Origin of the sequence: Lactococcus sp. dk101 (genome assembly GCF_009601055.1) — a bacterium.
In the GTDB taxonomy this organism is placed as follows: domain Bacteria; phylum Bacillota; class Bacilli; order Lactobacillales; family Streptococcaceae; genus Lactococcus.
The window spans coordinates 20,437-39,300 of record NZ_WITI01000014.1 but is presented as its reverse complement, the minus strand read 5'-3'; the positions used below and the strand labels follow the sequence as shown (position 1 = coordinate 39,300).

General features: G+C 38.7%; 19 protein-coding genes. 15 read left to right on the top strand and 4 right to left on the bottom strand.

All coding sequences use genetic code 11. From position 1 onward, the window contains the following. Positions 1-16: 16 nt before the first annotated feature. The gene (locus GHI45_RS09420) at positions 17-1,120 is read right to left on the bottom strand and encodes a hypothetical protein (RefSeq protein WP_147780462.1); all 1,104 of its coding nucleotides are present in this window, start codon (positions 1,118-1,120) and stop codon (positions 17-19) included. Between the two features lie 215 nt (positions 1,121-1,335). Between GHI45_RS09420 and gmk the strand changes: the two genes are divergently transcribed. From gmk to pknB, 9 genes are all read left to right on the top strand, one after another. Continuing rightward, on the top strand, positions 1,336-1,953 hold the full coding sequence (gene gmk / locus GHI45_RS09415) for a guanylate kinase (protein WP_147780463.1): 618 nt from the start codon (positions 1,336-1,338) through the stop codon (positions 1,951-1,953). A gap of 56 nt (positions 1,954-2,009) precedes the next feature. Continuing rightward, positions 2,010-2,378 carry a DNA-directed RNA polymerase subunit omega gene (gene rpoZ / locus GHI45_RS09410; RefSeq protein ID WP_147780464.1) on the top strand — a complete coding sequence of 123 codons (369 nt, stop codon included), beginning with the start codon at positions 2,010-2,012 and terminating at the stop codon, positions 2,376-2,378. Between the two features lie 57 nt (positions 2,379-2,435). Then, complete coding sequence (locus tag GHI45_RS09405; protein WP_147780465.1) at positions 2,436-4,796, top strand: primosomal protein N'; 2,361 nt, start codon at positions 2,436-2,438, stop codon at positions 4,794-4,796. 62 nt (positions 4,797-4,858) lie between these two features. Further along, positions 4,859-5,374, top strand: coding sequence for an NUDIX hydrolase (locus tag GHI45_RS09400; protein WP_147780466.1), 516 nt, complete (start codon positions 4,859-4,861; stop codon positions 5,372-5,374). A gap of 44 nt (positions 5,375-5,418) precedes the next feature. After that, positions 5,419-6,369: a methionyl-tRNA formyltransferase gene (gene fmt / locus GHI45_RS09395; protein WP_147780467.1), complete on the top strand. Its 951-nt coding sequence runs from the start codon at positions 5,419-5,421 to the stop codon at positions 6,367-6,369. Between the two features lie 44 nt (positions 6,370-6,413). Continuing rightward, positions 6,414-7,172, top strand: a complete 759-nt coding sequence (locus GHI45_RS09390) for a hypothetical protein (protein ID WP_147780468.1) — start codon at positions 6,414-6,416, stop codon at positions 7,170-7,172. Positions 7,173-7,226: 54 nt separating this feature from the next. After that, a complete protein-coding gene (gene rsmB / locus GHI45_RS09385; RefSeq protein WP_147780469.1) occupies positions 7,227-8,495 on the top strand; it encodes a 16S rRNA (cytosine(967)-C(5))-methyltransferase RsmB in 1,269 nt (422 codons plus the stop codon). 165 nt (positions 8,496-8,660) lie between these two features. Beyond that, the gene (locus GHI45_RS09380; RefSeq protein ID WP_147780470.1) at positions 8,661-9,440 is read left to right on the top strand and encodes a Stp1/IreP family PP2C-type Ser/Thr phosphatase; all 780 of its coding nucleotides are present in this window, start codon (positions 8,661-8,663) and stop codon (positions 9,438-9,440) included. Next, positions 9,437-11,335 (top strand): Stk1 family PASTA domain-containing Ser/Thr kinase, encoded by a 1,899-nt coding sequence (gene pknB, locus GHI45_RS09375; RefSeq protein WP_147780471.1) that lies wholly within the window; start codon positions 9,437-9,439, stop codon positions 11,333-11,335. Before GHI45_RS09380 ends, pknB begins: the two co-directional genes overlap by 4 nt. Before the next feature lie 88 nt (positions 11,336-11,423). Here the strand turns inward: pknB and rpsO are convergent, their stop codons facing one another. Both rpsO and proC read right to left on the bottom strand, forming a co-directional pair. Next, a complete protein-coding gene (rpsO, locus tag GHI45_RS09370) occupies positions 11,424-11,693 on the bottom strand; it encodes a 30S ribosomal protein S15 (RefSeq protein ID WP_147780472.1) in 270 nt (89 codons plus the stop codon). 284 nt (positions 11,694-11,977) lie between these two features. Beyond that, on the bottom strand, positions 11,978-12,769 hold the full coding sequence (proC, locus tag GHI45_RS09365; protein WP_147780473.1) for a pyrroline-5-carboxylate reductase: 792 nt from the start codon (positions 12,767-12,769) through the stop codon (positions 11,978-11,980). Positions 12,770-13,003: 234 nt separating this feature from the next. Between proC and glmU the strand changes: the two genes are divergently transcribed. From glmU to yqeK, 5 genes are all read left to right on the top strand, one after another. Then, the gene (gene glmU / locus GHI45_RS09360; protein ID WP_147780474.1) at positions 13,004-14,380 is read left to right on the top strand and encodes a bifunctional UDP-N-acetylglucosamine diphosphorylase/glucosamine-1-phosphate N-acetyltransferase GlmU; all 1,377 of its coding nucleotides are present in this window, start codon (positions 13,004-13,006) and stop codon (positions 14,378-14,380) included. Positions 14,381-14,406: 26 nt separating this feature from the next. Further along, complete coding sequence (locus tag GHI45_RS09355) at positions 14,407-14,994, top strand: NUDIX hydrolase (RefSeq protein WP_147780475.1); 588 nt, start codon at positions 14,407-14,409, stop codon at positions 14,992-14,994. Further along, positions 14,987-15,268 (top strand): cell wall synthase accessory phosphoprotein MacP, encoded by a 282-nt coding sequence (gene macP / locus GHI45_RS09350; RefSeq protein ID WP_147780476.1) that lies wholly within the window; start codon positions 14,987-14,989, stop codon positions 15,266-15,268. The genes GHI45_RS09355 and macP overlap by 8 nt, the downstream gene beginning before the upstream one ends. 32 nt (positions 15,269-15,300) lie before the next feature. Next, on the top strand, positions 15,301-15,981 hold the full coding sequence (locus GHI45_RS09345; RefSeq protein WP_147780477.1) for a 5'-methylthioadenosine/adenosylhomocysteine nucleosidase: 681 nt from the start codon (positions 15,301-15,303) through the stop codon (positions 15,979-15,981). A 247-nt stretch (positions 15,982-16,228) separates the two neighbouring features. Next, entirely contained in the window at positions 16,229-16,795 is a 567-nt protein-coding gene (gene yqeK / locus GHI45_RS09340) for a bis(5'-nucleosyl)-tetraphosphatase (symmetrical) YqeK (protein WP_147780478.1), read from the top strand. Positions 16,796-16,843: 48 nt separating this feature from the next. Here yqeK and GHI45_RS09335 read toward each other — a convergent pair whose 3' ends face one another. Then, positions 16,844-17,017 (bottom strand): bacteriocin, encoded by a 174-nt coding sequence (locus tag GHI45_RS09335; RefSeq protein ID WP_147780479.1) that lies wholly within the window; start codon positions 17,015-17,017, stop codon positions 16,844-16,846. Between the two features lie 477 nt (positions 17,018-17,494). Between GHI45_RS09335 and pepC the strand changes: the two genes are divergently transcribed. Then, positions 17,495-18,814 carry an aminopeptidase C gene (gene pepC, locus GHI45_RS09330; protein ID WP_147780480.1) on the top strand — a complete coding sequence of 440 codons (1,320 nt, stop codon included), beginning with the start codon at positions 17,495-17,497 and terminating at the stop codon, positions 18,812-18,814. Positions 18,815-18,864 lie beyond the last annotated feature (50 nt).

The window sequence follows — 18,864 nt, the reverse complement described above, 5'->3', positions numbered from 1 at the left end:
AGGTGTTCTAAATGATTTATTGAAGGACATGTCCTGGATCCATATAGTGTTGACCATAGAAGCCCTCTAAAAGTGCCTCAGTAAATGTATGGTGTCCGATTGTATGACGATCAGCATGTTCCGTAGTAAAGGAACCAAATCCAGATTTCTGATAAGTAGGTGTATCGGTTGTTCTTATTCCACCTCTTGCGTACCAATCTTCGTAAGCTGCATCTACAGCAACCCAGTCAATCATATTACGTTCTTGTAACTCGATATTGTAAATGCTTGTAGAAAGGATTTGGCCATCAAACTTATAGTAGCCGATAAAGCCAAGGTTGACAGCAGGCATTGGCTCAAGATAGCCGGGATCGATAAAATGACGCCCATAGTAGCCCTCAATTAAATCTTCAGTAAATGTATGATGACCGAGTTCTTCTCTGTTATTGAAATGAGTAAGGAAAGAGCCGACGCCAGATTTTTGATAGCTTTCGTTTTTAGGCCTCAAGCCGCCTTGAGCATACCAATCTTCGTAAGCCTCATCGACTTTCCCCCAGTCAATAGGATCTCCTTCATTCAAGTCAATATTGTAGAATGACGTTGACATGATTTGTCCACTATTAACATAGTAGCCAATAAAACCAAGTGATACAGGCGCTTTATTTGATGTATCAACAATCAATTCACTAAATTTTATCTTGGTTAGATTTTTTGTTCCAGTAATGAGTGTCGCTTTTTGTAGGTCCTCGCCTGTTCCGCTAAAGCTGACGACATGCGTTTGATAATCATTTCCCTTGTGATTGTGGTGGGCTTGAATACTACCTTTAAATCCTGCTGGAGCAGTTATCGCCCAGTTTTTATTGGCACCCGTGCCTTCAACGATGAGCTGTAATCCAGAGCCAAGCTCAACAACCAGCCCGTTGGCAGCACTCGTAACTTCAATGTCCGCTTGGGCTTTATTGAATTTATGATGAATTTGAGGATCTTTTTTAACATTGACTGCTTTGGCTTTTTCGGCAAAGGCGCCTGCTCCTGTGGCAAGTGCAACGGCAGTTGCTGCTGTGATGGTGTACTTGAGTTTGCGATTACTCATTTTTTCTTTGATGCTTTGTTTTGCTTTTTCTGCTTCTTGTGGGGTCATAGGCTTTCTCCTTATTATAAAAAAATTAGAAACAAATTTGTATTCTATAATCATATTAACATTTAAAACTCATAAACCTAAATGATATACGAAATATATCATTATTGTTACATTCGCTAGAAATCACTTGTGTTTTTTGATAGAATAGATTTATAGTCATTTTGAATAAAATCAATCTGGCATAAAATATTTTTTAAAGAGTATCGGAGGAAAAAATGCCCGAACGTGGTTTATTGATTGTTTTTTCTGGCCCTTCAGGAGTCGGAAAAGGTACAGTCCGTGCAAAAATTTTTGAACAAGAAAACAATTTCAAGTATTCAGTGTCGATGACGACACGCAAGCAACGCCCAGGAGAAGTGGACGGGAAAGATTACTATTTCCGCACACGTGAAGAGTTTGAAGAATTGATTCGTAAAGGTGAGATGTTGGAATATGCGGAATATGTGGGCAATTATTACGGCACGCCGCTGACTTATGTCAATCAAACCCTCGATGAAGGGAAAGACATTTTCCTTGAAATCGAAGTTCAAGGTGCCCTGCAAGTTAAGCAGAAGAAACCCGATGCAGTCTTTGTATTCTTAACACCACCAGATTTAGATGAATTGCGTGAACGCTTGGTTGGTCGCGGAACAGATAGTTCTGAAGTGATTGCCAATCGTTTGGAAAAAGCAAAAGAAGAAATCCGCCTGATGAGTGAATATGATTATGCTGTTGTCAATGACAAAGTTGAACTTGCTGCTGAGCGGGTCAAGATGATTATTGACGCGGAGCATTTCCGTGTTGACCGTGTCATTGGACGCTATCGCAAGATGGTAGATGACAGCAATCTTTAATTGAACAAGGGCTTGTCAGAGCTGACAAAGCCAATTATTAGAAGAGGTACAAAATTATGATGTTAGAACCATCAATTGATAAATTATTGGAAAAAGTTGATTCAAAATACTCACTCGTTATTTTAGAAGCAAAACGTGCACACGAATTGCGTGAAGGCGAACGTCCAACAAAAGGAAATTACAAATCTGTAAAACGTACTTTGCAAGCATTGGAAGAAATCGCTGATGGAACAGTAACCATTCACCCAGCACCAGAAGCAAAACGTAAAACTTTGGTTGAACGTCGCGAATTGGAACGTTTGCAAGCGAAAATGACTGAAAAGAAAATTAAAGAACAAATCGCCAAGGAAGAAGAGGAAGAGGAAGCAAAATCAAAAGTAAATCGTGCTGCTAAAAAATCTTCCGAAGCTGCTTCTGAAGAATAATAAGTTAAAAAGCACGCGATTGGCGTGTTTTTGTTTTCAATGAGTATCGGAGAAAAGATGAAAATTGCTAAAATTATTGTTGACGTTCCTCTGATGCAGACGGACAAGCCTTTTACTTATTTACTTCCAGCGGATTTAGAGGCACTTTTTGAGGTCGGAATGCGGGTTCATGTTCCTTTTGGAAATGGAAATCGCTTGGTTCAAGGCATTATCGTTGAGCTTGTTGATGAGTCGATTGAGCCAGCAGATTTGGAGCAATACAAGACCGTCGCAGAACTTCTTGACATTACGCCAGTGCTGACAAATGAGCAACTTTGGTTGGCTGACGAGATGCGTCATCAGGTTTTTTCATACAAGATTTCCTGCTTGAAGGCCATGTTGCCGAGCCTGCTCAATTCAAGTTATGACAAACTTTTCATTGATCAATCTGGGCAAGAATGGAAATTCTCACAGCTGACAGAAGATGAAAAAGTTGAGTTTACAAAAAAAGCCCATGCTGGTGATTTGAAGGTTAAATATCTTGCCAAATCAAAAGAAAATCGAAAAGTTGAGAAGTTTATTGTCATTCCTGACCATAAAAAGTTGGCACTTTTTGAAATCCGAAAGGGAGCGAAAAAGAGAGACGAATTCAAGCGCTTTTTATTGCGTCATTTCGGTGAAAAAATTCCAATGAAAAACTTAGAATTTTCTCAAGCACAGGTTAAATTCTTTCGTGAAAATGAGTTAATTCAAATTGAAGAAGTTGAGGTATCACGAACGCAGGCCGTTTTTGATGCCGTCAGCAGTGACGAAGCAAAAAAATTGAATGCTGAGCAAGAGGCTGCATATCAAGCTATTATTAGCCCATTTGATAAAGAAAAAGGGCCAAGACCATTCTTACTCGAAGGGATTACAGGCTCTGGAAAAACGGAAGTGTATTTGCAGACCATTGCTCACTTTTTGGATTTGGGAAAAACGGCTTTGATGTTGGTTCCCGAGATTAGCTTGACTCCGCAGATTTCAAACCGTTTTATTGCACGATTTGGCGACAAAGTGGCCATTATGCATTCGGGGCTTTCTGATGGTGAAAAATACGACGAATGGCGTAAAATCAAAGAAGGACGTGCAAAAGTCGTCGTTGGTGCGCGGTCTGCGATCTTTTCTCCTGTGGAAAACTTGGGCGTGATTATTATTGATGAAGAGCATGAAACAAGTTATAAACAGGACTCAAGTCCTCGCTATCATGCGCGTGACATTGCACTTTTGCGCTCCAGATGGCATGGCGCAAGGCTTGTTCTAGGTTCTGCAACACCAAGCCTTGAGAGTCGAGCGCGCGCCATGAAAGGCAATTATCAACTTTTGCGACTGACGCAACGTGCCAATGAAAATGCGCTGCTTCCGGATGTTAAAATTGTCGATATGCGTTCGCAAATCAATGACAAATCTGCTAATTTTTCTAGTCTTTTATTAGAAAAAATCAAAGAAAAATTAGATAAAAATGAGCAAATTATTTTAATGCTCAATCGCAGGGGATATTCATCATTTGTCATGTGTCGTGAATGTGGCTTCGTCGTAGAATGTCCCAACTGTGACATCTCACTAACCTTGCATATGGATACCCGAACACTAAACTGTCATTATTGTGGCCATGTTCAAGGTGTTCCACAGACTTGTCCTAACTGTCAGTCACGTAAAATCAGATATTATGGCTCAGGCACCCAAAAGGTTGAAGAAGAACTGAAACAACTGATGCCTGACGTTTCGATTTTGAGAATGGACGTTGATACAACCAAAACGAAAAATGCGCATGAGAAAATTCTGAAAAAATTTGGTGATGGAGATGCAGAAATCTTACTTGGCACTCAGATGATTGCAAAAGGCTTAGATTTTCCTAATGTTACTCTGGTTGGTGTCATCAATGCTGATACAGGTCTCAATCTGCCAGACTTTCGAGCGAGTGAGCGAAGCTTTGAGCTAATCATGCAGGTAGCTGGTCGTGCCGGTCGTGCCAACAAGGCTGGTGAAGTACTTATCCAGACATTCAATCCAACGCATTATGCCATAAAATTGGCACAGGAACAGGATTATGAGAAGTTTTATGAGACAGAGATGAAATTTCGAAGAAATCTCTCATATCCGCCTTATTATTTCACAGTTCAGGTCATGCTGTCGCATCAAGATGAAGATGTAGTCATTCAAAAAGCGTATGAAGTTGCTAGTTTATTGAGACAAAATTTGACACCACAAGCGAAAATATTAGGCCCTACACCGCGTCCGATTGCACGAACGCACAACCTTTATCATTATCAAATCTTGGTCAAATACCGCTTTGAAGATCGCTTGGAAATGGCATTAAATCAAGTCTTAGAATTGACTCAGCTGAAAGAAAATAAGGATTTGCGTATCTTGATTGATAGTGAACCGCAGAATTTCATCTGACCAAGAAAACTCAGTTGTGAAAACAGATGAATAATAAAATTTAAACAGAAAATGTGAATAAAATGAAAACTAATTTCAAACTTGGCAAGCATTTTGGCGTTTATGGCGTGGCAATTAAAGAGGATAAATTGCTGGTCATCAAGAAGAATTCGGGCCCCTATCAAAATCGTTACGATTTGCCAGGCGGCTCTCAGGAAATTGGCGAGTCAATGAGAGAAACATTAGACCGTGAAGTTTTGGAAGAAACAGGTTTTTCAGTTCTTGACGCAGAAAATAGTCGCCTTTATTCAGCCTGGGTTTACGAAAATGAGGCAGTGCTTGTCAAACATCACGTTTTTAATCTTTATAATATTTCTGTGAGTAGTGAGCGGCAAGATTTGCCGAAAATGGTGGCTGACGGGAAAAATGACTCGGACGAGGCAATGTGGAAAAAGCTGTCAGTACTGACAGAAGCCAATAGTTCTCCACTTATCCTCAAAGTAATTGCAGAAATAAATGCTTATCCGGATGTGGGTAAGTCCGAGGTGTATGAAAACTGGAAAATTTTATCCACTTTTCCCTCTGATGTGGAAAAATAGATACTCTATTTTTTAATTTTAAAAATAATCGAACAGGAGAAAAAATGACAAAAACAAAAATTTTATTTATGGGAACACCAGACTTTGCAGCAACAGTTTTACAAGGAATTATTGATAGCGAAGCTTATGAGATTTTGGCTGTTGTAACTCAGCCCGATCGCAAGGTAGGCAGAAAACATGAGCTCAAAATGACACCTGTTAAAGTTGTCGCACTTGCTCACGATTTGCCAGTTTATCAGCCTGAAAAATTGTCAGGTTCACAAGAAATGGAAGATCTGATGGCACTTGGTGCAGATGGTATTGTGACGGCTGCTTTTGGCCAATTTTTACCAACAAAATTGCTCGATTCAGTTAGCTTTGCAGTCAATACGCATGGTAGCCTTTTGCCAAAATATCGTGGAGGTGCGCCAATTCAATATGCGATTATGAATGGCGACGAAAAAGCAGGCATTACCATTATGGAAATGGTTAAAAAAATGGACGCTGGTGATATGATTTCACAAGCCCCAATTCCAATTCTTGAAGAAGATAATTTAGGAACCATGTTTGACAAATTGGCAATTGTCGGCCGTGATTTGTTGCTTGAGACCTTGCCAAAATACTTGTCAGGAGAGCTCAAACCGGTGGCACAAGATGAATCTCAAGTTACTTTTAGTCCAAACATTGCACCAGAAGAAGAAAAAATTGACTGGAATAAATCAGCGCGTGAGATTTTCAATCAAGTCCGTGGCATGAACCCATTTCCGATTGCACATACATTTTTGAATGGCGAACGTTTTAAAATCTATGAAGTGGTGGAAGTTCCAGATGTAGCAACGACTGCAAAAGCAGGTAGCGTCATTGAGAAGACGAAAAAGCACCTGCTTGTTGCAACAGGCAATGGCGTTTTATCACTTCAACGTGTCCAACCTGCAGGAAAACCACAAATGGATATTGCAAGTTATTTAAATGGATTGGGGCAAAAACTAGCCGTCGGCGATATTTTTGGGGAGTAAAAGTATTCGCTTAAAACAGTGTTAAAGTAATTTTGGGAGAAATTATGAAAAATATTGGAAAAATTATTTTTGGTGTCGTTATTGGACTTGGCGTTTTGACTTATTGCACATTTCTTTTCTTGTTGCAAACGTCAATTCCATTGCCCTTTTCAAGATATAAGGTAAATACCGACATTGAGAAAACAATCGTTCAAGGCCAAACCTACTATATGTCGCCTTATTTCAGATTAAATTATACTGTCAAAGATGACGATAGTCACTTGACGATATACGATGCAACATATTTGCGTAAAAAGACAGAAAAATCTAAAGCTGAATATTGGAAATTTAATAAAATTCCACAAGAAAAAATGATTGCTGAAATTGAATTTAAAGGGGCTAAGAAAAAGGATGACGGATATAATCTCATGTCCGCCATTTGGGTTTCAAAAAACATGAAAAAAGGACATGAAAATCTTGAATTTCTAAATCCAAAATATTTGGAACATCGTGTCTATCCAAAATCAGGAAATTTTTTTGAATCAAGTCTTAAAAAGATGGATGAAAATAATCAAGCCAAATTGATTGCTGCATTGAAAAAAGTGACGGCTCAAAAACCAAAATATGGGATTTTAGATTCCGACCTAGGCAGAGTTAAATCAACAGATGAAATATATCTGTACAACGATAAAAACTGCTCGGTCAGTATGCAAGCTTCCGTTGTCACCATCTATGACGGCACAAGTTATCTTTCATTTTCAGGCGATGCATACGCTGAACAATGGAAACTCGATAAAGAAACGCTTAAACTCTTGAAAAATTAAGAGAATAGTCCAGAAAGCTCATCAATAGGTGGGCTTTTATGGTACAATTACTTTATGAAAAAAAATGCAAGACAAATCGCACTTGAGGTGCTAAATGACATTTTTGGAAATGACGCTTATGCTAATATTTCGCTTGACCGTCATCTCAGAGACAATGTGATTGAAGAAATCGACAAACCATTCATTACGGCACTTGTTTATGGTGTCGTCTCTAAAAAAGACTTGCTCGAATGGTACAGCCGTCCATTTTTGAAAAAAGCACCAAAACCGTGGGTTCAAATGTTGCTTAACATGACCATCTATCAAATTCAGTTTATGGACAAAGTTCCAACCTCAGCTGCAGTTGATGAAGCAGTTAAGATTGCCAAAATTCAAGATGGACAATCTACTGCCAACTTTGTGAATGCTGTTATGCGCTCATTCACGCGTTCTGAACACAAAGATGAAGAACCAAAAACCTGGGAAATTAAATATTCGATGCCAAAACTTTTGCTTGACAAAATGGTCAAACAATTTGGTGGAAAAAGAACAGGTGCTATTTTGGAAAGTCTTGAAACACCAAGTCATGTCAGTTTGCGCGTGATTGATAAAACGGTCGAAATCGCGGGAACGCGTCCGTCAGAGCTGACAGAGACAGCGGTCATTGCTGACAGCGGAAATTTTGCAGCTAAACAAGACTTTTTAGCTGGAAAATATACCATTCAGGATGAGTCTAGCCAGTTGGTTGCCCCTCAACTTGAGCTTCAAGGCGATGAAATCGTGCTTGACGCCTGCGCGGCACCAGGTGGTAAAACAACACACATGGCAAGCTATTTGACAACAGGACATATCATAGCATTGGATTTGTATGACCATAAACTCAAGCTGATTGAAGACAATGCCCAACGTCAAGGTGTTGCTGATAAAATTACGACAGAAAAAATGGATGCGACTGAGATTTATGAAAATTTTGGTGCAGAAAAATTTGATCGTATTTTAGTGGACGCCCCTTGCTCAGGCATAGGCTTAATTCGTAGAAAGCCAGACATTCGTTATCGGAAAGAAAGTTCGGATTTCAGCAATTTGCATGATATTCAACTAAAAATCTTAGATAGTGCATCGAAATCTTTGAAAAAAAATGGTATAATGGTTTATAGTACTTGCACAATCTTCGATGAAGAAAATTTTGATGTGATAAAAGCGTTTCTCGCTAGCCACGAAGACTTTGAGCAAGTAACAATCTCCCACGAAAAGAACGATATTATCACAGACGGCTGCATCTTTTTGACGCCTGAAATGTATCACACCGACGGATTTTTTGTCGCTAAATTTAGAAAAAATTAGAATTTAAATATGATATGAAGTGTAAAAATCAATCAAATGACTTGTTTTTTGCAACTTTCTTTTATTATAATAATTGAATATCATCATACTCAGCTGTTCAAAAGAAGCAGTCATGGGGATGTAAAATTCTTAATTTTAAATAAACTTATTCTTTAAGGAGAAAAAGTGGAATATAGTATCTTATCGGACATTGGCTCAAAACGTAGCACCAACCAAGATTATGCCGGAACATTTGTCAATCGTGCAGGCTTTCGCCTCTTTCTTTTGGCAGACGGTATGGGTGGTCATAAAGCCGGAAATGTCGCAAGCAAACTTACAGTCGAAGACTTAGGGAAACTCTGGACGGAGTCATTTTTTGACCAAGGAACACCAGATGAAACAATTGAAACATGGTTACGTAATCAAATTCGCAATGAAAATGAAAACATTGCAAATCTTGGTCAACTTGATGAATACAGAGGCATGGGAACAACGTTAGAAGCCTTAATTATCAAGAATGGTCGTGCCATTTCAGCCCATGTCGGCGACAGTCGCAAATATTTAATTCGAGACAATGAATTAAACAAAATTACAGTCGATCATTCACTCGTTCAAGAGTTGGTTGATGCTGGACAAATTACCGAAGCCGAAGCCGAAGTGCATCCAAATAAAAATATTATTACACGTTCACTCGGTCAACCTACGGAAGTTCAAGCAGACATTCAAACTTTTGATTTGAAAATAAACGACTTTATTTTGATCAATTCAGATGGTCTCACCAATATGGTGTCTGCCCATGAAATCATGGAAGTGGTAGAGCGTGAAGATTTAAGCTTGGACAATAAGGCCGAAGCGCTTATTCGTCTTGCCAATGAACATGGTGGAAATGATAATATCACAGTTGTTCTCGTTCATTGTGATCAAGCGTCAGACTTAGAAAATATTTCTCAGGAGGATCCTAGATGATTCAAATCGGGAAAATCTTTGCAGATCGATATAAAATCATCACTGAAATTGGCCGAGGAGGCATGGCAAATGTGTATAAAGGAGAGGATACTTTCCTTGATCATCGCCCAGTAGCCATCAAGGTTTTACGGTCAAATTTCGAAAATGATAATATTGCAATCGCCCGTTTTCAGCGTGAAGCTTTTGCGATGGCAGAGCTTTCTCACCCAAATATTGTAGGAATTTCAGACGTTGGTGAATACGAAAATCAACAGTATATCGTCATGGAATTCATTGATGGGATGACATTGAAGCAGTATATCAATGGACGCGCACCTCTATCAAATGAGGAAGCCATTTCAATCACGATGGAAATTCTATCTGCTATGGAAATGGCGCATGGTCATGGGATTATTCACCGTGACTTGAAGCCCCAAAATGTCATGATTTCAAATAGCGGTCTTGTTAAAGTTACAGACTTTGGGATTGCTAAGGCTTTATCTGAAACGTCATTGACGCAAACGAATACAATGTTTGGTTCAGTTCATTATCTGTCACCAGAACAAGCACGTGGTGCAAATGCAACAGTTCAATCGGATATTTATGCGATTGGGATTATTCTTTTTGAGTTACTCACAGGTCAAATTCCATTTGATGGAGACTCAGCAGTTGCCATTGCCTTGAAACACTTCCAAGAAAACATTCCTAGTATCATCAATCTAAACCATGATGTGCCACAGGCTTTGGAAAATGTTGTCATCAGAGCAACAGCCAAAGATATGAATGACCGTTATGCTGACGTAACAGAGATGATGGAAGATTTGGCTACTTCAACTAGCCCTGAGCGCCGTGGCGAAGAAAAATTGGTCTTTAAAAAGGATAATAGTGCGACGAAAATGATGCCGTCAAACTTGATCAATCCTTATGATACCAAGCCATTGATTGATTCAAAAGCGGATAAGATGCCGGAGCGTCATTCTGAACAAACGGACGACGCCAAAGCTGAAGCAGCAGAAAAAACACCTGAAAATAATAAGCCCAAGAAAAAATCACGTAAAGGTTTAATTGCACTGATTATTGTCTTGATTGCTGTTATTGCCGGTGTGGCATTTGCTTGGACATCAATGACACCTAAGAATACGACGGTACCAGATGTTGCAGGCTTAACTTATGATGAAGCGAAAACTGAGATTCAAGCAGCCAATCTAAAAGTCGGAAAACAAATCAAACAACAAAGTACCGATGTTGAATCAGGTAAAGTAATGAAAACTGACCCTGCTTCTGGTACAGAAGTTCGCGAAAATAGCTCTGTCAACATTTACGTTTCTAAAGGAAATTCAAATGTGATTAGCATGGACAATTATGTTGGTCAAGATATTGACTCAGCATTAAACGACTTGTTGGTTAAATATAACATTACTTCAGACATGGTCACTAAAAATTATGTCGCCAATGATTCTTACAAGGCTGGTACAATCTTTAAACAAACACCAGCTAAGGGAGAAAGTTTTGACACTTCTGGTAACGATAAGATTGTCTTTGAAATTTCGAAAGGTGCAGAAGCAACCATTCCGTCATATCGAGGACAAAATGCAGTCAGCTATCAAAGCGCATTGCAAAATCTTGGCTTTACCAATGTAACCCTCAATCCAATCGCAACGCCTGGTTCAACAAGTGGCTGGGTCGCTGGTTTGAATGTTGAAGTTGGCAAGTCTTATACATTGGACACACAAATTGTTATTGATGTGACACAAGCTGTTGAAAGTTCATCAAGCTCGTCAAGTTCATCAAGCTCTACTTCAGAATCAAGTAGTAGTAGTAGCTCGCCTAGTTCAAGTTCATCAACAACGGAAAGTTCATCAAGTCCAACAACGTCTAGTTCATCTGAAACGACGACTACCCAATCAAGTAATTAAAAAAAATCTATCCTTTGAGGATAGATTTTTTAATGTTAAGAAAATAAAAAAAGAGCCGAGGCTCTTTTTTTGCTTGAATGTTGACGAATTAACGACGAAGTCCAAGAGCTGCGATCAATTCGCGGTAACGTTGGATATCTTTTGAACGAAGGTATGACAAGAGGTTACGACGGTGACCGATTTTTTTCATCAATCCACGGTAAGTTGCGTGGTCTTTTTTGTGTGATTTGATGTGGTCGTTAAGGTGGTTGATTTCCCAAGTAAGTACAGCGATTTGTACTTCAGGTGAACCAGTATCGCCTTCTTTGCGGGCGAACTTAGCGATGATTTCTGATTTTACTTCTTTTGAAATTGCCATGAGTTTTTTCTCCTTTGAATTTATTGCTCTTTCCGAGTATCAGCTTGGCAAGCGTGAAACCAAGAAAAAGTTGTAAAAAACTACTCTCCTATCATACACTATTTTGTCAGCTTTGACAAGTTTTTCTGCTGAAAATGGTTTTTGTCAGCTTTGATAGGTTCTTGATTGTCGATAGTTTCTCGTTTGTTAAAGCGAGTGGTTGTATTTGATGACAGAGACCGCTGATGCATGAAAGGGAAAAATACTTTCTTCATCAAAAAAAGTGTCTCTTCAGACACTTTATATTAAATCAATCCTTTTTCCTTATCAATCGTTGCTGTAATCGCGTCGATGACAGTTGCTACGAAGCGATTTTGTTCAAGACTGACAACACCTGCGATAGTAGTTCCACCAGGGCTTGAGACTTGGTCAACTAAAGTCCAAGGATTTTCGCCAGATTGAAGCACCATTTCTGCAGAAGCGGCAACCGTGTCCGCAACAATGGAAAGTGAAGCTTCTTTTGACATGCCGTGCAAAACACCAGCTCGGCTCAGGGCGTCAATAAACATATAAATGTAAGCAGGGCTTGAACCAGCAAGTGCTGTAAATGTAGAAAAATCTTTTTCAGCAACTTCGTGAACAGAACCCACATTTTCAAAAACTGCTTTGGCAAAGGCATAGCTGTCATCGCTGACAAAATCATTTTTGACAATGGCAGAAGTTGAACGACCGATTTGGGCGTTGATATTTGGCATAACTCGAATGATAGGCATACTTTCAAGCGCCATCAAATGTTCCAAATCGCTCAAAGTATAACCTGCAGCAATCGAGAGGATTGTTTTTTCAGCGGTCAGAGCTGACAAGATTTCGTCAGCGATTTTTGGAAGGACTTGTGGCTTGATAGATAAGACGATCAAGTCCGATTTTTCGACCAATTCGTGATGGCTGCTGACAGCAGATACTTGCAGGTCTTTTGCTTGTTGTTTTGTCTTTTTAATGTCGCGGCCAGAAATAAATACTTTAAATTTATCTTTGTCCAAACCAGAAATAATGGCGGTTGCCATTTTCCCAACACCAATAAAACCAATTGTTTTCATGAGATTCTCCAAACTATATGATAGGGCTATTTTAACATAAAAAGAAGCCCTTAATAAAAAAAGAAGCTGACGATTTAAAAATACGTTACTTGTCAGTGCTGACCGCAGGAATGATATTCAAAATAGGGGAGGCATTTTGATAAAAGACAGGTGTTTACTGAATAAGGGCTTGTTTTATGATATAATAGCTATAATATAAATGAAAATTTAATGAGATAAATCGGAGGAAAAACGATGAATAAATATGCCATTATTTTAGCGGCGGGCAAAGGGACACGCATGAAGTCAAAACTGCCAAAAGTGCTTCATGAAGTTGCTGGAAAATCAATGCTTGCTCATGTCTTATCACATGTTTCGTCAGTTGATACGGAAAAGAATATAGTCATTGTTGGGCATGAAGCAGAACGTGTTATTGCCACATTGCCTAAGGAAACAAACTATGTCAAGCAAAGTGAACAGCTTGGAACAGGACATGCGGTAAAAATCGCGGCTGATTTGCTCGCTGATCAAGAAGGCATGACGCTTGTCATTGCTGGTGATACACCTTTGATTACTGGCGAAACGCTCAACCGTTTATTTGCTTACCACCAATCTCAAAAAGCAACAGCAACGATTTTGACTGCCATTGCTGAAAATCCAACAGGCTACGGCCGTATTGTTCGTGGCGATGATCTTTCTGTTGAAAAAATTGTTGAACAAAAAGACGCATCTGAGTCAGAAAAAGCCATTAAAGAAATCAACACAGGGACTTACGTTTTCGATAACAAATCACTTTTCATGGCTTTGAACAAGATCACAACCAATAATGCACAAGGCGAATATTATTTGACCGATGTCATTGAAATTTTCAAATCAATGCAAAAAACGGTTGCAGCCTTCAGTCTCGATGATTTCAACGAAAGCCTCGGTGTCAATGACCGTGTTGCACTTGCACAGGCTGAAAAAATCATGCGTGCGCGCATCAATAAACAACACATGATTAACGGTGTTACTTTGATTGACCCTGAAACAACTTATATCGATGCAGACATTGAAATCGGTGCAGAAACGGTGATTGAAGGAAATGTTGTCATCAAAGGTAAGACGACAATTTTTAATCATGTACATATCACGAACGGCAGTCGCATTATTGATTCAGAAATTCATTCAGATACAGAAATTCGCAATTCGACAGTCGAAGGAAGTCGCATGAGCGTTGGTTCAAACGTTGGCCCTTATGCTCATTTGCGCCCTGAAACCGTCTTGAGCGAAGATGTACATGTTGGTAACTTCGTTGAAGTCAAGAGTTCAACGCTTGGAAAAGGAACAAAAGCAGGCCATTTGACATACATTGGCAATGCTACAGTTGGCGAAAAAGTCAATTTCGGAGCTGGAACAATCACAGCGAATTATGACGGACACAATAAATTCAATACTGAAATCGATGACTTTGCTTTTATTGGCTCAAATACAACCTTGATTGCACCTGTTCATGTTGGTAAAAACGGATTGACCGCAGCCGGTTCTGTTGTCATTGATGATGTACCAAACGAGGCAGTAGCGATTGCTCGTGGTCGCCAAGTCAACAAGCTCAATCGTGCCAAGAAAATGCCACATTACCGTGGTCAATAAGTAAAAATTAGAGATTAAGGGAAGTTATGTTAGAAGTTGAAAATAAAAAATATGAAGAAAAAACATTATCACGTGATTTGATTTTTCATGGAAAAATATTTCGTGTGGTATGCGATACGGTAAGCTTGCCTGATGGAAATTTAGGCACACGCGAACTGGTTTTTCATAACGGAGGCGTTGCAGTCGCTCCGATTATTTCCGACAAAATGATTTTGGTTGGTCAATATCGCAAGGCGATTGAACAATTTATCTATGAAATTCCCGCTGGTAAATTAGAATTCGGAGAAAATTCTAAGATTGAGGCAGCTGCACTCAGAGAACTAGAAGAAGAAACAGGATATACTGTTGAAGATGGATTTGACTTGGAAGTTATTGCTCCATTTTATGGTACCATTGGCTTTTCATCAGAACAAACACATCTCTTTTTCTCGGATCATTTGAAAAAGGTAGAAAATCCGCGTCCAATGGATGACGAAGAATTTCTGGAAACCAAACTTGTCACTTTGCAGGAAGCTAAATTGATGATGCAAAAGGGAGAAATTTGTGATTCTAAAACAATTATGGCAATACAATATTGGGAGTTAAAAATTTTACGTGGAGGTTTAAATGCCTAGACCAATTTTAACGGATGAAATTATTGAGGAAGCACGACGGAACCGCAAGCATCTCGAACGTCATTTGCAAGAAGAAATGGCGCAAGACGAAGAACTATCCGAAAAGTACAGTAAAATAGAAAAAGACTTGTCAAAAAAGTCCGTCTATAAAAGTCGTCGGATTGAAAATGCCAAGCAAGTTGAGCGGAGCAAATCAGTCAATAAATGGCTGATTATCGTCGCATTATTCGCACTGGCATTATTTGTCGGCTTCGTGTGGTATTATTTCTTCTAATATATCACTCACTAATATAGAAAGTTTTAAACATGAAAATAGGAATTATTGCTGCAATGGACGAAGAAATTCGGACCTTGGTCAATCGACTTGACAATTCAGGAAAGCACACACGCCACAATCTAGTCTTTTATACAGGGTCAATTGGCCGTCACGATGTTGTGCTTGTGCAGTCTGGTATCGGAAAAGTCATGTCAGCACTGGCGGTCAGCTATTTGGTAGATATTTTTGAAGTAGATGCAATCATCAATACAGGTTCAGCAGGTGCAGTCGATTCAGCCCTCAAAATCGGTGATGTTGTCATTGCTGACAGACTTGCCTATCATGATGTTGACGTTACAGCCTTTGGCTATGCTTATGGTCAAATGGCACAACAGCCACTCTATTATGAAGCCAGCAAATACTTTACTTCGGAGCTGAAGAAAGTGCTTGAAAATGTTCATGTTGGTTTGATCACCAGCTCTGACAGCTTTATTTCAAGCCCTGACAAAGTAGCGGAAATCAAATCTCACTTCCCAGAAGTTTTGGCAGTTGAGATGGAAGGCGCATCAATTGCTCAAGCGGCAACAGCCTTAGGAAAACCTTTTGCGGTCATCCGTGCCATGTCTGATACGGCTGATCATGACGCCAATGTCAAATTTGATGAATTTATTATTGAAGCAGGAAAACAATCTGCGCAAACCCTTATCAAGTTATTAGAAAAAATGCTGTAAGAGCTTACAAAAATCTACCTAATCGTAGATTTTTTTGATATAATTAAAAGAGCCTGAAATTGTCAGCGCTGACAAAGAAAATACACTGATTAAAAATTAAAACATGTATCAGTTGATATACAGATAAGAAACAATAATAATGTGACCAATAAAACTTGACTTGTAGGAGTCAAATTTTTTGGGTCTCAGGATGAAACGGAATAATAGAGGCAAAAAACACAAGGAACAGTGTTAGAGAGAAGATGTAATGGAAGACTTAATCGAAAAAGTAAAACAATTTTTAGGGGATGGAGAGTTATTTGAACACTCCGTTGCTGTTGCCAAAATCGCAGAAGCACTGGCAGAAAAATATGGCGAAAACACGTCAAAAGCATTTTCAGCAGGTATTTTGCATGATGTAGGAGGAATCTACCCAGCAGACAAGCAAATGGCGATTGCTGCAGAAGCAGGAATTGTCCTCTTGCCTGAGGAAGAAGCATATCCTGTGCTCCTTCATCAAAAAATATCAAAGTTTTTGGCGCGCTGGAAATTCGGCTTTTTTAATGATGAAATCCTTTCAGCAATCGAATGTCATACCACTTTAAAAGCTCATTTTACACAGCTTGATTTGATCGTCTTTTTAGCTGACAAATTGAGCTGGGAGAATGCTGCTTATCATGCCGGAATGAAAGAAGCACTGAGAAGTTCACCAGAAGCTGCAGCCTTATTTTACATGAATTTCATGTTAGAAGAAGGCATGCCAGTAGTTCATCCTTGGTTTTTGGAAGGTAAAGCAGCACTTGAAGAAAAATTAAATACGAAAAAAGGTGAATAAGTTCACCTTTTTTTATTTACTCTTCAAACTCGTTTTTAGGTATAAAAACTAAAAAGCGCTGAGATTTGGAGCTTTCGTGATGGTCATGGTTTCTCGATCCACAACACGACGCTCCAAGTTTTCTCGCTCAATAACTATAATATTCTTATATTTGGTAAGGTCTGCACTCACTATCCGAACGTTTTCGCCAGTTGGTAGTGTAATAATATCATCTTTCTTCATCCTTATAATTCTCCTTTTTGTTGAACTCAAGCGATACAAATCATTGAATAGTTTATTCAATGAAGTCTGTTAAAGTGATCAGATTATTTCAGAAAAGCCTCTCTTTTCTCGGTCAGTCTAATAGAACTGAAAAGTTTGAATTGTCCCCCTTAATCATTTTATATTTGAGTAACTACAAAAAAGTGCTCATAATAAAAACGTTAAATATTATAATAAAATATCAATCATATATCTTATAATTATATATTTTACACGTTTTTTAAAATTTTTCAACCATATAAATTACAAATAGACAAAATTTGTCTAAAAATTTCAAAAAAATTATAAAAGAAAACGCTTTTTATGACTTTTTTTCTAATAATTATGACAGAAATTGAAAGTTATCCAAAGGAGACATTAAAAACAAAAGACAATATAATAATAGACTTATCTGAGAATTTAGATTATAATGTAAAATGACAATGTAAAGGAGAAATAATGACTTTAACTAAAGATTTTACTCAAAAACTTTATGATAACTTTGCACAAAATGCAAAATACAGAGCAGTAGAAAATGCTGCAACTAAAAATGGTTTGCTGAACGCACTTGAAAACCGTGCCTCACACGCAGCCAATCTTCCTGAGTTCTCAATTGACTTGACAAAAGATCCAGTTGCCAATCAAAAACAATCAGGACGTTGCTGGATGTTTGCGGCTTTGAATACTTTCCGCCACAAAACAATCGCTAACTTCAAATTGGATAACTTTGAATTTTCACAAGCCTACACATTTTTCTGGGACAAATATGAAAAATCAAACTGGTTCTTTGAACAACTTTTAGCTAATCCTGATATGGACAAAGAACACCTTCGTTTCTTGCTCCAAACACCTCAAGGTGACGGCGGACAATGGGACATGATTGTTGCCATTTTCCAAAAATATGGTGTTGTTCCAAAAGCAATCTATCCTGAATCAGTTGCTTCATCAGCAAGTCGTGAACTTGACCAATATTTAGATAAATTGCTCCGTCAAGATGCACAACTTTTGCTTGAAGCTGCAAAAGCTGGTAAAGATACAGTAGCTCTTCGTGAAGAATTGCTTGCTGAAATCTTCAATTATCTTGCAGCAACATTGGGCTTGCCACCACAAGATTTTGATTTTGCTATTCGCGATAAAGAAGGCAAAAACTTGACTAAATTCTCTGGTACACCACAAGAATTCTATGACCAATTTGTTGGCGTTGACTTAAACGAATACGTTTCAGTTATCAATGCACCAACAGCTGACAAACCTTATAATCAAAGTTATACGGTTGAATTCCTCGGTAACGTAGTTGGAAGCAAACCAGTGAAACACTTGAACGTTGAAATGGATCGTTTCAAGAAACTTGCCATTGCTCAAATGCAACAAGGTGAAACAGTTTGGTTTGGTTGTGACGTTGGTCAAGTATCAAATCGTTCAGCCGGCTTGTTGACACTCGATGCTTATGATTTCGAAACAGCTCTTGACATCAAATTCACACAAGACAAGGCTTCACGTCTTGATTATGCTGAAAGCTTGATGACTCACGCAATGGTAATCACAGGTGTAGATTTGGACGAAAACGACCAATCAACAAAATGGAAAATCGAAAATTCATGGGGTAAAGACGCAGGTGCCTTTGATGGTTACTTCGTTGCTTCTGACGAATGGATGGATGAGTTCACTTATCAAATCGTTGTTCGTAAAGAATTTTTGACAGCAGAAGAACTTGCTGCCTATGAAGGTGAATCAAAAGTTTTACTTCCTTGGGATCCAATGGGTGCATTGGCAATCTAATCAATTAAAATAATAAAAGCAATCCATTTGGGTTGCTTTTTTGTTAATTT

Excerpts from the sequence above, each read along its gene's own strand:
- GHI45_RS09420 (WP_147780462.1), bottom strand. The coding sequence starts at position 1,120 with ATGACCCCACAAGAAGCAGAAAAAGCAAAACAAAGCATCAAAGAAAAA.
- gmk (WP_147780463.1), top strand. The coding sequence starts at position 1,336 with ATGCCCGAACGTGGTTTATTGATTGTTTTTTCTGGCCCTTCAGGAGTC.
- rpoZ (WP_147780464.1), top strand. The coding sequence starts at position 2,010 with ATGATGTTAGAACCATCAATTGATAAATTATTGGAAAAAGTTGATTCA.
- GHI45_RS09405 (WP_147780465.1), top strand. The coding sequence starts at position 2,436 with ATGAAAATTGCTAAAATTATTGTTGACGTTCCTCTGATGCAGACGGAC.
- GHI45_RS09400 (WP_147780466.1), top strand. The coding sequence starts at position 4,859 with ATGAAAACTAATTTCAAACTTGGCAAGCATTTTGGCGTTTATGGCGTG.
- fmt (WP_147780467.1), top strand. The coding sequence starts at position 5,419 with ATGACAAAAACAAAAATTTTATTTATGGGAACACCAGACTTTGCAGCA.
- GHI45_RS09390 (WP_147780468.1), top strand. The coding sequence starts at position 6,414 with ATGAAAAATATTGGAAAAATTATTTTTGGTGTCGTTATTGGACTTGGC.
- rsmB (WP_147780469.1), top strand. The coding sequence starts at position 7,227 with ATGAAAAAAAATGCAAGACAAATCGCACTTGAGGTGCTAAATGACATT.
- pknB (WP_147780471.1), top strand. The coding sequence starts at position 9,437 with ATGATTCAAATCGGGAAAATCTTTGCAGATCGATATAAAATCATCACT.
- rpsO (WP_147780472.1), bottom strand. The coding sequence starts at position 11,693 with ATGGCAATTTCAAAAGAAGTAAAATCAGAAATCATCGCTAAGTTCGCC.
- proC (WP_147780473.1), bottom strand. The coding sequence starts at position 12,769 with ATGAAAACAATTGGTTTTATTGGTGTTGGGAAAATGGCAACCGCCATT.
- glmU (WP_147780474.1), top strand. The coding sequence starts at position 13,004 with ATGAATAAATATGCCATTATTTTAGCGGCGGGCAAAGGGACACGCATG.
- GHI45_RS09355 (WP_147780475.1), top strand. The coding sequence starts at position 14,407 with ATGTTAGAAGTTGAAAATAAAAAATATGAAGAAAAAACATTATCACGT.
- macP (WP_147780476.1), top strand. The coding sequence starts at position 14,987 with ATGCCTAGACCAATTTTAACGGATGAAATTATTGAGGAAGCACGACGG.
- GHI45_RS09345 (WP_147780477.1), top strand. The coding sequence starts at position 15,301 with ATGAAAATAGGAATTATTGCTGCAATGGACGAAGAAATTCGGACCTTG.
- yqeK (WP_147780478.1), top strand. The coding sequence starts at position 16,229 with ATGGAAGACTTAATCGAAAAAGTAAAACAATTTTTAGGGGATGGAGAG.
- GHI45_RS09335 (WP_147780479.1), bottom strand. The coding sequence starts at position 17,017 with ATGAAGAAAGATGATATTATTACACTACCAACTGGCGAAAACGTTCGG.
- pepC (WP_147780480.1), top strand. The coding sequence starts at position 17,495 with ATGACTTTAACTAAAGATTTTACTCAAAAACTTTATGATAACTTTGCA.